Below are 16366 nucleotides of genomic sequence, written 5' to 3'. Positions count from 1 at the left end.
TCCTCTCGCTGAGACATGGCTTCAGTGCAGCTCGAGCCAGATGGGTGCGTGATCCGACGGCTTCTCCATGCCGCGCAGGTCGTAGTCGACGCCGGCGGCCTTCAGCCGAGGCTGCAGGGCGAGGGAGGTGAGGATCAGGTCGATGCGCAGGCCGCGCTTGGGTTCGTCCTCGAAGCCCCGGCTGCGGTAATCGAACCAACTGAAGCGGTCGTTCACCTCGGGATACAGGTGGCGGAAGCTGTCCAGCAGGCCCCAGGCCTTCAACCGGCCCATCCATTCGCGTTCCTCCGGGAGGAAGCTGCATTTGCCGGTGCGCAGCCAGCGCTTGGCGTTCTCCGCGCCGATGCCGATGTCGCAATCTTCCGGCGAGATGTTGAAGTCGCCCATGATCGCCAGTGGCTGGTCCGGGCTGAAGCGGGTGGCCAGCAGCTCCTGCAGGTCGGCGTAGAAGCGCGTCTTGGCCGGGAACTTGACCGGATGCTCACGGCTTTCCCCTTGCGGGAAATAACCGTTCATCACGGTGATCGGTTGGTCATTGGCATCGGCGAAGGTGCCCCAGATGAAACGCTTCTGCGAGTCCTCGCCGTCGCTGGGGAAACCTTTGTGCAAGGCCAGCGGCGCCTGCCGCGAAAGCAGGGCGACGCCGTAATGGCCCTTCTGCCCGTGATAATGCACGTGGTAGCCGAGCTGGCGGATTTCCGCTTCCGGGAACTGGTCGTCGGATACCTTGGTCTCCTGCAGACCGATCACGTCCGGCTGGTGCTTCTCGATCAGCGCCGCCAGTTGATGGGGGCGGGCGCGCAGGCCGTTGATATTGAAAGAAACGATCTTCATGGCGGCAGTCCCTGGAAAAAACGCGATGCTAGCCGATCCGGCCGGCGTCCAGCCAGTCGCCTGGCAGGGGCTCCGGGGCGGTGCTAAGTTGCCAGAGGGTCCGACAAAATCAGATAACAACGAGGCACCCCGCATGCCAGACACCCACGCCGAAGTCCGACTGCTCGATGGCGGCTATGCCCGCGAAGCACGCTCGCTGCTGTACCACGCTTATCGTCACGAACCCACCTTCGCCTATCTCTTCGAGGCCGAACGACCGGGCTACGATCAGCGCGTGCGCGCCACGGTGCGCGAACTGGTCCAACAGCACTTCAACGAAGAGCAGCCGGCCATCGGCTTGTTGATCGACGACCGCTTGGTGGGTGTGGCGCTGATCGCACCGCCGCAGCGGCGCCTGGATATCACCGAGAGCTGGGCCTGGCGCCTGCGCATGCTGCTCACCACCGGCTTTCGCTGCACCCGGCGCTATCTGGACTACCATGATGCGGTCCTGAGCTGCCTGCCGCCGGGCCCGTACCACGTGCTGCCGCTGCTGGGCGTCCACCCCGAATTCCAGGGCAAGCACCTGGGCGAACAACTGTTGGAGGCGCTGCACAACTGGTGCGCAGAGGATGCCGGCTCCCAGGGCATCGTCCTGGATACCGGCAACAGCCGTTACCTGGACTTCTACAAGCGACAGGGCTACGAGGAAATCGGCGAAGTGGCGGTGGGACCGATCCGCGAGCACGTGTTCTTTCATCCGAACCCGCAGCCGGCGTTGACGGCGCAGGGATAGACAACAGGTACGGAGCGGAGTGGGTTGTCAGGGAGGAGGAGGTTTCGCGCGTTGCGCGAATCGTGCGGAGTCGCTCTGGAACGCGCTCCGCTGCGTGTTAGCATCCCCGGCCATGATGTTTCGTACCTGCCTCTGCCTGTTGCTTTCGACCCTGTCGATCAGCGCATCCGTGTTGGCCCAGAGCCAGCTCAGGGTGCGGGTCGATCCCGCCAATGCCGCCCTCAAGACCAATGTGCAAGCCCATATCGGCAACCTCGGCGAGCGCGACGAAGACGACCTGCGACGCCTGGCGCGGGTCGCCGAGGGGCAGGCGCGCCAGGCTGCGGAGGCGCTGGGCTATTACCACGCGCAGATATCCAGCGAAGTGAGTGGCGGCCCGCCGCCGCGCCTGACCCTGACCCTCCTGCCCGGCGAGCCGGTGCGGCTGCGCAACGTGACGGTGCGGATCGAAGGCGAGGCGACCCAACTGCGCGGGTTCCGCCTTCCCGACAGCAAGGTGCTGAAGCCGGGCGCGCCGCTCAACCACGGCCATTACGAGGACGCCAAGAAACTGATCGAGAACCAGGCCTCGCGCTATGGCTTCTTCAGCGGGCGCTTCGTCCGCAGCCGGCTGGCCGTCGACCCCGCCGCCGGGGTCGCCGATATCGAACTGATCTACGACAGCGGGCCGCGTTACCGCCTCGGCGCCGTGACCTTCAGCGGCGATTCCGTCCTCGATGAAGACCTCCTTCGGCGGATGGTGCCGTTCCAGGCGGGCGCGCCCTATGACTCCGAACTGATCGCCGACCTGCACCAGGCGCTGCAATCCAGCGGCTATTTCGAGGGGGTACGGGTGAACGCCATCCCGACCCAGGCCACGGCCGAGGAAATCCCGGTGGATGTCCACCTGACCATGCGCAAACCGCGTTCCTTTGGGCTTGGGCTCGGTTTTTCCACGGACGTCGGCCCACGCGTGCGGGCCAACTGGACGCGCCACTGGGCCAACCCCCAAGGGCATAGCTACGGCACCGAGCTGGAGCTCTCGGCCCCTCGGCAGAACGTCGGGGTCTGGTACGACATCCCGCTGGACCCGCCGCTCACCGACAAGCTGCGTTTCGTCGGCGGCTACCAGTACGAAGAACTGGCCGATACCGACTCCCTCAGCCGCCTGCTCACGGTCGGCCCCGAATGGCACAGCCAGTTGCCCAGCGGCTGGCAACGGGTGTTGTCGCTGAAATGGCGCCACGAGGAATACCGCCTGGGCGACGATTCCGGGCTCAGCACCTTGCTGATGCCGGGGATCGCCTACTCCTACCTGCGCAGCGACAGCCGCCTCGATCCCAGCCGGGGCTACCGGCTGCAATGGGAGCTGTCCGCCGCCAAGGATGGCGTGCTCTCCGACGCCAACCTGGTACACACCGCGGCCATGGCCAAGGGGCTGATCACCCTGGCGGGCAAGCATCGCTTCCTCGGCCGGGTCCAGGTGGGGGGCAATCTCACCGACGGCTACAAGGGCATTCCGCCGTCGTTGCGCTTCTTCGCCGGCGGCGACCAGAGCGTGCGCGGCTACGACTACCAAAGCCTGTCGCCGACCAACTCCGACGGCGACCGCATCGGCGGCCGCTACAGCGTCTCCGGTAGCGCCGAATACCAGTACAGCATCGCCGAACGCTGGCGCATCGCGACCTTCATCGACCAGGGCAACGCCTTCAACTCGCTGGACTTCCCCACCTTGAAGACCGGGGTCGGCTTCGGTGTGCGCTGGGTCTCCCCGGTGGGCCCATTGCGCCTGGACCTCGCCCATCCGCTGGATGGCGAAGGCGGCATCCGCCTGCACTTCTCCATGGGGCCGGAGTTATGAGACGGCGGACACGGATCGTTCTCGGCAGCGTCCTGGCGCTGGTTGCAGTGCCGGTGCTGGCGCTCGTCGTGCTGCTCGGCAGCGAGACGGGGAGCCGCTGGCTGCTCGGGCGGATACCGGGCGTGCAGGTGGATGCCTTCACAGGGCGCCTGGGCGGGAGCTGGCAGGCCGAACGCCTGCTCTGGCAGCAGGGCGAGCGCGGTGTCGAGCTGGAGGCGCCGCAACTCGCCTGGTCCCCCGGTTGCCTGCTGAGCCTGACCCTGTGTCTGGATCGCGTCATCGCCGAACGGGTGATCCTGACGTTCCCACCTTCGCCGGAGGAGGAAACGGCGCCGGCACCTCTCCAGCTTCCCGACCTGAACCTACCCTTGGCGCTGCGGCTCGGCGAGGTGCGCGTCGGCAGCCTGTCGTTGAATGGCAGCGAGCAGGCGAGCGGCCTGCAATTACAGGCGCAATGGGCCGGCGAGGGCCTGCGAATCGAACGCCTCAGCGCACGGCGCGGCGACCTGGCGGTGGAGCTGAGGGGGAGCCTGATGCCTAGTGGCAACTGGCCGCTGGTTGCCGAGGGCAACGTGGCCCTGCCGGAGGTCGGCGAACAACCCTGGGTGCTGGCGCTACGGGCCGACGGTGATCTGGCAGGACGATTGAAACTGATCGCCGACAGCAGCGGCTATCTGGTCGCGCACCTGGAAGGCGACCTGCAACCCCTGGCGGAGAACCTGCCGCTGCGGGCTCGGCTCACTGCCGACGGTTTCAAGCCGACCGCCGACCTGCCGGACACCCTGGTGCTCAATGCCGTGGAACTGACCGCCGATGGCAGTCTGGACGAGGGCTACGAGATCCTCGGTACCGCCAGCTTGCCGGCGGAGCAGTCGCCGATCGACCTCGCCCTGCAAAGCCGGGTCGATGGCAATGGCGCGCAGATCGCCGCACTGGAGCTGCTGGCGACGAAAACCCAACGCTTGTCCCTGAGCGGTTCGGTGGACTGGCGGGAAGCCTTGCAGGCGGAGGCCCAGGTGGACTGGCGCGACTTCCCCTGGCGTCGGCTCTATCCGGTCGTTGACGAGCCTCCGGTGGCGCTGAAGACCCTCAAGGCCGAGGTGAGCTATCGCGAGGGCAGCTACCTGGGCAATTTCGACGCGTCAATGGAGGGGCCGGCAGGCTCGTTCACACTGGCCAGCCCGGTGAGCGGCGATCTCCAGCAAGTGCACTTGCCTTCGTTACGGCTGGTCGCCGGCCAGGGCAGGGCGGAAGGGCAACTGAGCCTGGGCTTTGCCGATGGCATTCGCTGGAAGACCGAACTGACGCTCGACGATCTCGATCCCGCCTACTGGCTCGCGGAGCTGCCCGGACGGCTGGCGGGCCCCTTGCGCAGCCAGGGCCAGTGGCGCGACGGGCGTCTCGGGCTGGACGCCGAACTGCGCCTGGACGGCACTCTGCGCGGCCAGCCAACGCAGCTTCAACTGACCGCCACCGGTGAGGGCGAGCGCTGGACCCTGGGTGCGCTGGATGTGCGCCTGGGACCGAACCGAATCCAGGGCGCGGGGCAACTGGAACAGCGTCTGCAAGGCTACCTGAAGCTGGACATGCCGCGCCTCGGGTCGATCTGGCCGGGCCTGAGCGGTGCCCTGAACGGCCGTCTCGACGCCGCCGGGACGCTCGACAAACCGCAAGGGCAACTGCATCTGCAAGGGCAAACGGTGGCGTTCGAAGACAAGCGTCTGAAGGCATTGTCTGTCGATGCCCGTCTCGATGCCTCTCAGCACGGCGTCCTGGCGGCGGACCTGCAAGGCATCCGCCTGGGCGACAACGAGCTGGGCCAGTTGCTGCTCAGCGGGCAGGGCGACCGTCAACCCCAGCAGCTTGAACTCAGCCTGGACGGGCCGAAGCTGCGCACCCATCTGGCCCTGGCCGGCGACTGGCAAACCCAGGCCCAAGGCTGGAGTTGGCGCGGGCAGATTCGCGACGGTCTGGTGGAAACCGGTGGGCAGCGCTGGAACCTGCGGCGGCCGGCGCGATTGGAGCGGCTGGCGAGTGGGCGCATCGATCTCGGCGCCCATTGCTGGCAATCCGGCGCGGCCAGCCTGTGCGGCGAAGACCAGCGCCTGATGCCGGACCCGCGCATCCGCTATCGGCTGCGCGGCTTTCCGCTGGACAGTCTGGCCCAATGGTGGCCGCAGGACTTCGCCTGGCAAGGCGAGCTGAACGCCGATCTCGAATTGGACCTGCCGGCCTCGGGGCCCAACGGGCGCATCCAGGTCGACGCCAGCGGCGGCACCTTCCGCCTGCGTGAGGCGGGCGAATGGCTGGAGTTCCCCTACGGCCAGCTCCGCCTGGACAGCCAGTTGCGTCCGCAGCGGGTCGATACGCGGCTGGACTTCATCGGCCAGCGCCTGGGCGATCTGACCCTGGAGGCACGGATCGATCCGCGTCCTGCCACCAAACCCTTGTCCGGGAGCTTCCAACTACGCGGGCTGGACCTGTCCGTGGCGCGTCCCTTCGTGCCGATGGTCGAGCAATTGGAGGGCCACCTGAACGGCAACGGCACGCTGAGCGGCAGCCTGCAGCAGCCGCAGATCGACGGCCGTATCGTGCTCGATGGCGGGCAGATCGGCGGAGGCGACTTGCCGACCCGTTTCGATGACTTGCGTCTGCAAGCGCTGATCGCCGGCGAAAGCCTGCAACTCAGCGGCGACTGGAAGAGCGGGGAGCATGGCCAGGGCTCCCTCAGCGGTGAAATGGCCTGGAACGACGGCCTGGCGCTGGACCTGCGCGTGCGTGGCAACCGCCTGGCGGTGGTCGTCGATCCTTACGCCGAGCTGGAAGTGGAGCCGGACATGCATATCGGCATGGCCGGCGATCGGTTGGCCCTGACCGGCAAGGTCCTGGTGCCGCGCGGGGCGATCACCGTGCGCGAGCTGCCGCCGTCCACGGTGAAAGTCTCGCCGGATGCGGTGATCGTCGGCGCGGAGAAGCCGGAGGCGGGGCAGGCGATGTCGGTGGCCATGGATATCGACGTGGAAGTGGGGCAGGACAAGCTGACCTTCTCCGGTTTCGGTCTGAACGCCGATCTCGCCGGCTACATGCACATCGGCGACAACCTGGATGCCCGCGGCGAGCTGAACCTGAACAACGGCCGCTACCGCGCCTATGGCCAGCGCCTCACCATTCGCCGGGCGCGCCTGTTGTTCGCCGGGCCTATCGACCAGCCTTACCTGGACGTGGAGGCGATCCGTCGGGTCGAAGACGTGGTGGCCGGCTTGCGCCTGACCGGCAACGCCGCTGCGCCGCGCACCGAAGTGTTTTCCGAACCGGCGATGAGCCAGGAGCAGGCGCTGTCCTACCTGGTCCTCGGCCGTCCGCTGGGCGGCGACCAGGGCGACAACAACATGCTGGCCCAGGCCGCCCTCGGGCTCGGCCTGGCCGGCAGCTCCTCGATCACCGGTGGGCTGGCAAAGAACCTCGGCATCGAGAATTTCCAGCTCGAGGCCGAAGGCAGCGGCGACGCCACCAGCGTGGTCGCCAGCGGCAGCCTGACCGAACGCCTGAGCCTGCGTTACGGCGTCGGCGTGTTCGAGCCCGCCAGCACCATCGCGCTGCGCTACCAATTGACCAAACGCGTCTTCCTCGAAGCCGCCAGCGGCCTGGCCAGCTCGCTGGATATCTTCTACAAGCGGGACTTCTAGTCATTCGCCCGGCGGTGGCGTGGGCGAATGAATTCGCCCCTACAAGGGCATGTCTTTGTCTTCGGTGTAGGAGCGGGCTCTGCTCGCGAAAAGACCCGCGTAGAGGCTTCGCCAGCGGAGCTGGCTCCTACAGACCAGCGGCCTTCAAAGATCAGACATTCACCATGTGCATGACCGCCTCCGGGTAGCGCGTGCCGGCGGCTGCGTCGACCGGGAAGATGGCGTCGATCCGTGCCAGTTCGTCGGCCGTGAGCTGCACGTCGAGGGCGCCGATGTTTTCTTCCAGGTACTGACGGCGCTTGGTGCCGGGGATCGGGATCACGTCGTCGCCCTGGGCCAGCACCCAGGCCAGGGCAAGCTGTGACGGCTTGACGCCTTTTTCCTCCGCCATCGTCTTCACCTGTTCCACCAGCCGCAGGTTGCGGGCGAAGTTCTCGCCCTGGAAGCGCGGGCTGGAGCGGCGATAGTCGTCCTCGGCGAAGTCGGCCGGCGAGGTGATCGCCCCCGTGAGGAAGCCCCGGCCCAAGGGACTGTAGGGAATGAAGGCAATGCCCAGGCGCCGGCAGGCTTCCAGGGTGCCGTTGGTTTCCGGGTCGCGGGTCCACAGCGAATATTCGCTCTGCAAGGCGCTGATCGGATGCACCGCGCACGCCCGCTCCAGGGTGTTTGCGGACGCTTCGCTCAGCCCCAGGTAGCGGACCTTACCGGCCCGAACCAGCTCGGCCATGGCGCCGACGGTTTCCTCGATGGGCACCTGCGGATCGATACGGTGCTGGTAGTAGAGGTCCAGATGGTCAACGCCGAGGCGTTTCAGGCTGCCTTCGATGGCTTGGCGCACGTACTCGGGACGCCCACTGACGCCACGCACCGACGGATCGTTCGGATCGCGCAGAATGCCGAACTTGCTGGCCAGGAACACCTGATCGCGCTTGCCCCGGATGGCACGGCCGACCAGTTCCTCGTTGGTGAACGGGCCGTACATGTCGGCGGTATCGAAGAAATTCAGCCCCAGCTCCAGGGCGCGGTGCAGGGTGGCGACGGATTCCTGGTCGTCGCGGCCGGCGACATAGAAATCGCTCATGCCCATGCAGCCCAGGCCGATGGCGGACACTTCCGGGCCGTTGCGGCCAAGTCGTCGGGTTTTCATAGGGACACTCCTTCAATGGATGGCGAAAAGATTTCGGACCCCATTCTTGTTGTTGATCCCGGCAAGATAAACCGGATAAAAACGCATTCACCATTCGTAACTGGCGAATAATTGCCATGGACCGATTCATTGCCATGCGGGTGTTCACTCGCATCGTGGAGCTGGGCGGATTCGGCAAGGCAGCCGACAGCCTGCACATGCCGCGGGCTTCCGTGACAACCCTGATCAAACAATTGGAAGCGCACCTGGGCGTGCAGCTCCTGCAACGCACCACGCGCCAGGTCAGCCCGACCCTGGACGGTGCCGCCTACTACGAACGCTGCGTGCGGCTGCTGGCGGACCTGGAGGAAACCGAGTCGCTGTTCTCCGAGGCACGTCGCAATCCGCAGGGCAAGCTGCGTGTCGATATGCCCGGCTCCCTCGGCCGGCTGGTGATCGTGCCCGCGTTGCCATCGTTCTGCCAGCGCTACCCGCGCCTCGAGCTGGAGCTGAGCACCAACGACCGCCCGGTGGACCTGATTCGCGAGGGCGTGGATTGCGTGCTGCGTGGCGGCGACGTGCTCGACGACAGCCTGGTGGCCCGGCCGCTGGCCCGGCTCACCCAGGTCACCTGTGCCAGCCGGGCCTATCTGGACGAGCATGGCACGCCGCAGGACCCGGACGATCTGCAAGGGCATTGCGCGGTCAACTACCTGTCCGCGGTCACCGGTCGGCCGTTCGCGCTGGAGTTCATGGACGGCGCTACCTTGATAACCCGCGCCTTGCCCGGACAACTGGCGGTGAACGGTGCCGACGGCTACGTGGCTGCCTGCGAGGCCGGGCTCGGGTTGATCCAGGCACCGTACTACCACGTCGCGGCGCAGATCGCCCGCGGCGACCTGTGCGAGGTCCTGGCGCGCTGGCGCCCGCCGCCGTTGCCGCTGACCGCGCTGTATCCGCCGCATCGCCAGTTGTCACGGCGGGTCAGGGTCTTCGTCGATTGGCTGGCGGAGTTGTTCGGTAACCAGAATTGGGACGGTGGCAATGACAGTATGCCGAGTCGAATCCGCGGCGAATGAGCGAGCCGCAGAAAATTCACCCAAGCATTCCTGTCTAAAGAGTTAAAATCCCCAACTTCCGCTTCCTATACTGTGCGCCCCGCAAGCGCGGCCCGCGCTTGGGGGACCCGGCGATTGCCTCGCCGGCAGCAGGGGAGCGAGGAGCAGCGGAGCGATTACCCGCTTCGATGCCCGAACCGGAACTCTGCCTCATCCAGGCAGCTCAGCACGCGACGGCGGACCCACCGGTGCGCCGATCCGAACAAGGCGAGGGGAACCACCCCTGGCCGTGACAACAAGAAAAAGGAGCCTTAAATGGAATCCCTCAACAATCTGGTCAACGCCATCAACGGCATCGTCTGGGGCCCACCCATGCTGGTGCTGATCCTCGGCACCGGCCTGATCCTGATGCTCATGCTCAAGTTCATGCCCCTGGCCAAGATCCCGGCCGGCTTCCGCCTCATGTGGCAGGGCCGGACCAAGGGTGACGACGAGTCCGGCGAGATCAGCCCGTTCCAGGCGCTGATGACGTGCCTGGCGGCAACCGTGGGGACCGGCAACATCGCCGGCGTGGCCACCGCGATCTTCCTCGGCGGCCCGGGGGCGCTGTTCTGGATGTGGTGTACCGCGCTGGTGGGCATGGCCACCAAGTACGCCGAGGTGACGCTGGCGGTGCACTACCGCGAGAAGGATGACCGCGGCGAGCACGTCGGCGGACCGATGTACGCGATCAAGAACGGCCTGGGCAAGAAGTGGCTGTGGCTGGGCACCGCCTTCGCCATCTTCGGCGGGCTGGCCGGCTTCGGCATCGGCAACATGGTCCAGGTCAACAGCATGGCGCACGCCCTGCAAACCACCTTCAACGTACCGCTGTGGATCACCGGCCTGGTGTCGATGATCTTCGTCGGCCTGGTCATCCTCGGCGGCATCCAGCGTATCGGCAAGGTCGCCGCGACCCTGGTGCCGTTCATGTGCGTGGCCTACATCGTGGCCGCCATCGTTGTGCTGGTGGTGCATGCCGACGCCATCCCGGCCGCCTTCTCGCTGATCTTCACCCACGCCTTCACGCCTGTCGCCGCCACCGGTGGCTTCGCCGGCGCGGCGGTGATGGCGGCGATCCGCTTCGGTGTCGCCCGCGGCATCTTCTCCAATGAGGCCGGCCTCGGGACCGCCGGTATCGCCCAGGCCGCCGGCACCACCAACAGCCCGGTGCGCTCCGGCCTGATCGGCATGCTCGGGACTTTCATCGACACCCTGATCATCTGCTCGCTGACCGGCCTGGCGATCATCTGCTCCGGCGTCTGGACCGGCGGCGCCAGCGGCGCGGCACTCTCCGCGGCGGCCTTCGAGGCGGCCATGCCGGGCGTCGGCGGTTCGATCCTGACCGTGGCCCTGGTGATCTTCGCCTTCACCACCATCCTCGGTTGGAGCTACTACGGTGAGAAGTGCTGGGAGTTCCTGGTGGGCACCAAGGCGATCTGGCCGTTTCGCATCGTCTGGGTGCTGGCCGTGCCGTTCGGTGCCATCGCCCAGCTCGATTTCGCCTGGCTGGTGGCGGACACCCTCAATGGCCTGATGGCGATTCCGAACCTGCTGTCGCTGTTGCTGCTCAGCCCGGTGGTGGTGAAGCTGACCCGGGATTACTTCGCGAAAAACTGATGTGTCGCCGTGTGCTGGAAGGAAGTCTGACTTGCGGGTCAGGACATTTCTTCCGGCCCGTGCTTAACTGTGCGTTTTCCACGTAATCCATCACCCGAACAAGGAATCGATCCATGGCTCAAGTGACCCTCAAGGGCAATCCGGTGCAAGTCGAAGGCCAACTGCCGCAACCCGGCCAGCAGGCGCCAGCCTTCACCCTGGTCGGTGCCGGTCTGGCCGACGTGAGCCTGGCCAGCCTGGCCGGCAAGCGCAAGGTGCTGAACATCTTCCCCAGCATCGACACCCCGACCTGCGCCACCTCGGTACGCAAGTTCAACGCCGAGGCGAGCACGCTGGAAAACACCGTGGTGCTGTGCATCTCCGCCGACCTGCCGTTCGCCCAAGCCCGCTTCTGTGGTGCCGAGGGGCTGGAAAACGTACAGAACCTGTCCACCATGCGTGGCCGCGAATTCCTGCAGAACTACGGCGTCGCCATTGCCAGCGGTCCGCTGACCGGGGTCGCCGCCCGCGCCGTGGTGGTGCTGGATGAGAACGACAAGGTGCTGCACAGCGAGCTGGTCGCCGAGATCGGCAGCGAGCCGAACTACGAGGCCGCCCTCGCAGCCCTCGAGTAACAGCCGGCAACAATCCGGAACGGCCTGCCTCGCAGGCCGTTTTTCTTTGCAGGTCATGCACTTGGTGAGAGGGAGGAAGCGTAAAAGAGCGGTAAAGACGCTTTGCTTGAACGGTCCGACTGCTTATCGTTCACGCTCCTCGAACAGTGACGCTCATCATGTCCGACACGCAGACCTCTTCCCGCTTTTCCCGCCGCTGGTTGTTTCCGGCCCTCGGCCTGCTCGTCATCGTCCTGCTGCTCTGGTGGTTCTGGCCCAGCCCGCCTGCGGAACAGAAAGGTCGCGGCCCCTGGGGACGCGGCGACGGCGGCCCGGTGCCGGTGCGCGTAGCGCCGGTGGAGCAGGGCGACTTCGCCATCCAGTTGAAGGCGCTGGGCACCGTCACCGCCTACAACACGGTCAACGTGCGCAGCCGGGTGGACGGCGAGCTGGTCAAGGTGCTCTTCGAGGAGGGGCAGATGGTCAAGGCCGGCGATCTGCTGGCGGTGATCGACCCGCGGCCCTATGAAGTGGCCCTGCAACAGGCCGAAGGCACCCTCCAGGAAAACCGCGCCCAGTTGCAGAACGCCGAGATCGATCTCAAGCGCTACCAGGGCCTCTACGCTGAAGACTCCATCGCCAAGCAGACCCTGGATACCCAACTGGCCCTGGTGAATCAATACCGGGGCACCTTGCAGGCCAACCAGGCGGCAGTCAACGAAGCCAAGCTCAACCTCCAGTTCACCCAGATACGCGCGCCGATCTCCGGACGCCTCGGCCTGCGCCAGGTGGACGTCGGCAACCTGATCAGCAGCGGCGACACCACGCCGCTGGTGGTGATCACCCAGACCCTGCCGATCGCCGTCAGCTTCACCTTGCCCGAAGGGGACCTGCCGCAGGTGCTCAAGGCGCGCGCCAGCGGCGGCGAGCCGCTGGTGGTCGAGGCCTGGGATCGCAGTGAGCGCCAGTTGCTGGCCACCGGCGAACTGGAAAGCCTGGACAACCAGATCGACACCACCACCGGCACGGTCCGGATGAAGGCGCGGTTCGCCAATGCCGACGAAATCCTCTTCCCCAACCAGTTCGTCAATGTGCGCCTGCGCGTGGAAACCCGCCGGCAGGCCAGCCTGATACCCGCTGCGGCGCTGCAATACGGTTCGCGCGGGACCTTCGTGTTCGTCGTCGGTGCGGATGACAAGGTCTCGGTGCGTAGCGTCCAGGCCGGCCCGAGCGATGGCGAGCGCACCCTGATCGAAGAGGGCGTGGCCCTGGGCGAACGACTGGTGCTGGAAGGGACCGACCGCCTGCGCGACGGCGCCAAGGTGGAAGTGATCACCGACCCGCCAGCCACCCCGTTGCCGGCCATGACCAGCGAAGGCGACGAGAAGAAGCGCGACGCATGAACCTGTCCCGTCCGTTCATCCTGCGGCCGGTCGCCACCACGCTGCTGATGGTGGCGATTTTCCTCGCCGGGATCATCGCTTACCGGATGCTGCCGGTCTCCGCGCTGCCCGAGGTGGATTACCCGACCATCCGCGTGCTGACGCTCTATCCCGGCGCCAGCCCGGAGGTGATGACCAGCGCGGTGACGGCGCCGCTGGAGCGCCAGTTCGGCCAGATGCCGGGCTTGAAGCAGATGTCCTCGACCAGTTCCGGCGGTGCCTCGGTGATCACCCTGCGCTTCAACCTGGAAATGTCCCTGGACGTCGCTGAGCAGGAGGTCCAGGCGGCGATCAACGCGGCCACCAACCTGCTGCCCAACGACCTCCCGGCGCCGCCGGTGTACAACAAGGTCAACCCGGCCGACACCCCGGTACTGACCCTGGCGATCAGCTCGAAGACCATGAGCCTGCCGCAGGTCCATGACCTGGTGGATACCCGCATGGCGCAGAAGATCGCCCAGATCAGCGGCGTCGGCCTGGTTACCCTGGCTGGCGGCCAGCGCCCGGCGGTGCGCATCCGCGTCAACCCCGAGGCATTGGCGTCCTACGGGCTGAACCTGTCCGACGTGCGCAGCCTGATCACCGCCTCCAACGTCAACCAGCCCAAGGGCAACTTCGATGGCCCGACCCGCGTTTCCCAGCTCGATGCCAATGACCAGCTCAAGTCCGCCGACGAATACCGCGACCTGATCCTTACCTACCAGAACGGCGCGGCGTTGCGCCTGAAAGACGTCGCCACCATCGTCGACGGTGCCGAGAACGAACGCCTGGCCGCCTGGGCCAACCGGCAGGAAGCGGTGCTGCTGAACATCCAGCGCCAGCCCGGCGCCAACGTCATCGACGTGGTGGACCGTATCCAGATGTTGTTGCCGCAGATCACCGCCGGGCTGCCGGCCAGCCTCGACGTGGTGACGCTCACCGACCGCACCCAGACCATCCGCGCCGCCGTCAGCGACGTGCAGCACGAGCTGTTGCTGGCGGTGATCCTGGTGGTGCTGGTGACCTTCCTGTTCCTGCGCAAGCTGGCGGCCACGGTGATCCCGTCCATAGCCGTGCCGCTGTCGCTGATTGGCACCTTCGTGGTCATGCACCTGGCCGGATTCTCGGTCAACAACCTGACCCTGATGGCCCTGACCATCGCCACCGGTTTCGTGGTGGACGATGCCATCGTCATGCTGGAGAACATTGCCCGCCACCTGGAGGAGGGCGAGACGCCGCTGAACGCGGCGCTCAAGGGCGCGCGGCAGATCGGCTTCACCCTGGTGTCGCTGACCTTCTCGCTGATCGCCGTGCTGATCCCGCTGCTGTTCATGGCCGACGTGGTGGGGCGCCTGTTCCGCGAGTTCGCCATCACCCTGGCGGTGGCCATCCTGATTTCCCTGGTGGTGTCCCTGACCCTTACGCCGATGATGTGCGCGCGTCTGCTCAAGCCGGAGAAGGCCGGCGAAGAAGGGCGTTTCTACCGGGCAGCGGGTGCCTTCATCGACGGTATGATCGAGCGCTATTCCCACGGCCTGAAATGGGTGTTGCGCCACCAGCCGCTGACCCTGCTGGTGGCGGTGATCACCCTCGGCCTGACCGTGCTGCTCTACCTGGCGGTGCCCAAGGGCTTCTTCCCGGTGCAGGACACCGGGGTGATCCAGGGTATCTCCGAAGGCCCGCAGACCATTTCCTTCCGCGCCATGAGCGAGCGCCAACAGGCCCTGGCGGAGGCGATCCTGCGTGATCCGGCGGTGGCCAGTCTGTCGTCCTACATCGGGGTCGACGGCGACAACCCGACGCTGAACAGCGGGCGCCTGCTGATCAACCTCAAGCCGCACGCGGAGCGCGACGTCACCGCCAGCGAGGTGATCGAGCGGTTGCGTCCGGAGCTGGCACGCTTGCCGGGCATCCAGGTCTATCTCCAGCCGGTGCAGGACCTGACCATCGAGGACCGGGTCAGCCGTACCCAATTCCAGCTCAGCCTGGAATCCCCGGACGCGGCGCTGCTGGAGGAATGGACCCCCAGGCTGGTGGACGCCTTGCGCCAGCAGCCGGAGTTGACCGATGTCACCAGCGATCTGCAGAACCGTGGCCTGCAAGTATTCCTGGAAATCGACCGCGATGCCGCCAGCCGCCTCGGCGTCAGCGTCACCGACATCGACGACGCGCTCTACGATGCCTTCGGCCAGCGCCAGATCTCCACCATCTTCACCCAGGCCAGCCAGTACCGCGTGGTGCTCGAGACCCAGGCCGCCGACCGTCTCGGCCCGGCGGCGCTGCGCCAGATCCATGTGGCCACGGCGGAGGGCGGGCAGGTACCGCTGTCGTCGCTGGCGCGCATCAGCGAGCGGCCGACCACACTGCTGATCAACCACATCGGCCAGTTTCCGGCGGTGACCCTGTCGTTCAACCTGGCGCCCGGCGTGGCCCTGGGCGAGGCGGTGCAAGTCATCGAACGGGTGGAACAGGAGATCGGCCTGCCGGGCGGTATCCAGACCGAATTCCAGGGGGCCGCCGAAGCCTTCCGCGCCTCGCTGTCGAGCACGCTGCTGCTGATCCTCGCGGCGGTGGTGACCATGTACATCGTGCTCGGCGTGCTCTACGAGAGCTACATCCACCCGATCACCATCCTCTCCACCTTGCCGTCGGCCGGTGTCGGCGCGTTGCTGGCGCTGCTGCTGACCGGCAACGACCTCGGCCTGATCGCCATCATCGGCATCATCCTGCTGATCGGCATCGTCAAGAAGAACGCGATCATGATGATCGACTTCGCCCTGGACGCCGAACGCCACCAGGGGATGAGCCCGGAAGAGGCGATCTACCAGGCGGCACTGCTGCGTTTCCGACCGATCCTGATGACCACCCTGGCGGCCCTGTTCGGCGCCATCCCGCTGATGCTCGCCACCGGCTCCGGCGCCGAACTGCGCCAGCCGCTGGGTCTGGTGATGGTGGGTGGGCTGCTGGTCAGCCAGGTGCTGACCCTGTTCACCACGCCGGTGATCTACCTCTGGTTCGACCGCCAGTCGCGGCGTTTCATGCGCCGTAGCGCGGCGGGTGTGGCCCTATGAGCTTCAAGCAGCAAGGGGGGGGCGGCAAGCATCGCTGGCTGGGGCTGGGTGGATGGTTGGGGGAGTTTTGCGTGGTTAGGTGTATGCCGAAGCTCCGCCCCCTCACCCCAGCCCTCTCCCCAGAGGGTAGAGGGAGCGATTCGTGCAGGACCGAGCTTCGGTTTTCCACCGTAGCTGCAGGCGACTCGAATACCCCCTCGCCCCTTTGGGAAGTGGGTCGGGGTGAGGGGGTGATCTTCAGTCGAATACAAGACCGCCTGGACTCTCCAAGCGCATTGCCGTTTGGTGTTTCCCATAAGAGCA

Annotated in this window: 10 protein-coding genes; 8 read left to right on the top strand and 2 right to left on the bottom strand. The window is 66.3% G+C overall.

The annotated features are described in order from the left end of the window. Window positions 1–21: 21 nt before the first annotated feature. Window positions 22–834, bottom strand: a complete 813-nt coding sequence (gene xthA, locus PIN01S_RS08235; RefSeq protein ID WP_084335170.1) for an exodeoxyribonuclease III — start codon at window positions 832–834, stop codon at window positions 22–24. A 133-nt stretch (window positions 835–967) separates the two neighbouring features. Between xthA and PIN01S_RS08230 the strand changes: the two genes are divergently transcribed. The 3 genes from PIN01S_RS08230 to PIN01S_RS08220 all read left to right on the top strand — a co-directional run bounded on the left by PIN01S_RS08230 (window position 968) and on the right by PIN01S_RS08220 (window position 7135). Continuing rightward, complete coding sequence (locus PIN01S_RS08230; protein ID WP_084335168.1) at window positions 968–1609, top strand: GNAT family N-acetyltransferase; 642 nt, start codon at window positions 968–970, stop codon at window positions 1607–1609. A 115-nt stretch (window positions 1610–1724) separates the two neighbouring features. Further along, window positions 1725–3449 (top strand): autotransporter assembly complex protein TamA, encoded by a 1725-nt coding sequence (locus tag PIN01S_RS08225; protein WP_084335332.1) that lies wholly within the window; start codon window positions 1725–1727, stop codon window positions 3447–3449. Then, window positions 3446–7135 carry a translocation/assembly module TamB domain-containing protein gene (locus tag PIN01S_RS08220; RefSeq protein ID WP_084335166.1) on the top strand — a complete coding sequence of 1230 codons (3690 nt, stop codon included), beginning with the start codon at window positions 3446–3448 and terminating at the stop codon, window positions 7133–7135. Before PIN01S_RS08225 ends, PIN01S_RS08220 begins: the two co-directional genes overlap by 4 nt. Window positions 7136–7286: 151 nt before the next feature. Here the strand turns inward: PIN01S_RS08220 and PIN01S_RS08215 are convergent, their stop codons facing one another. Beyond that, a complete protein-coding gene (locus PIN01S_RS08215) occupies window positions 7287–8282 on the bottom strand; it encodes an aldo/keto reductase (protein ID WP_084335164.1) in 996 nt (331 codons plus the stop codon). Between the two features lie 116 nt (window positions 8283–8398). Between PIN01S_RS08215 and PIN01S_RS08210 the strand changes: the two genes are divergently transcribed. From PIN01S_RS08210 to PIN01S_RS08190, 5 genes are all read left to right on the top strand, one after another. Next, the gene (locus PIN01S_RS08210) at window positions 8399–9340 is read left to right on the top strand and encodes a LysR family transcriptional regulator (RefSeq protein WP_084335162.1); all 942 of its coding nucleotides are present in this window, start codon (window positions 8399–8401) and stop codon (window positions 9338–9340) included. Between the two features lie 294 nt (window positions 9341–9634). Next, a complete protein-coding gene (locus tag PIN01S_RS08205; RefSeq protein ID WP_084335160.1) occupies window positions 9635–10978 on the top strand; it encodes an alanine/glycine:cation symporter family protein in 1344 nt (447 codons plus the stop codon). 113 nt (window positions 10979–11091) lie between these two features. Further along, window positions 11092–11592: a thiol peroxidase gene (tpx, locus tag PIN01S_RS08200; protein WP_084335158.1), complete on the top strand. Its 501-nt coding sequence runs from the start codon at window positions 11092–11094 to the stop codon at window positions 11590–11592. Window positions 11593–11750: 158 nt separating this feature from the next. Then, window positions 11751–12974 carry an MdtA/MuxA family multidrug efflux RND transporter periplasmic adaptor subunit gene (locus PIN01S_RS08195; RefSeq protein WP_084335156.1) on the top strand — a complete coding sequence of 408 codons (1224 nt, stop codon included), beginning with the start codon at window positions 11751–11753 and terminating at the stop codon, window positions 12972–12974. Beyond that, the gene (locus PIN01S_RS08190) at window positions 12971–16063 is read left to right on the top strand and encodes an MdtB/MuxB family multidrug efflux RND transporter permease subunit (protein ID WP_084335155.1); all 3093 of its coding nucleotides are present in this window, start codon (window positions 12971–12973) and stop codon (window positions 16061–16063) included. Before PIN01S_RS08195 ends, PIN01S_RS08190 begins: the two co-directional genes overlap by 4 nt. Window positions 16064–16366 lie beyond the last annotated feature (303 nt).

Origin of the sequence: Pseudomonas indica NBRC 103045, from assembly GCF_002091635.1 — a bacterium.
GTDB lineage: Bacteria > Pseudomonadota > Gammaproteobacteria > Pseudomonadales > Pseudomonadaceae > Pseudomonas_M > Pseudomonas_M indica.
The sequence above is the reverse complement of the archived record's forward strand: the minus strand, read 5'-3'. Positions and strand labels throughout refer to the sequence as shown.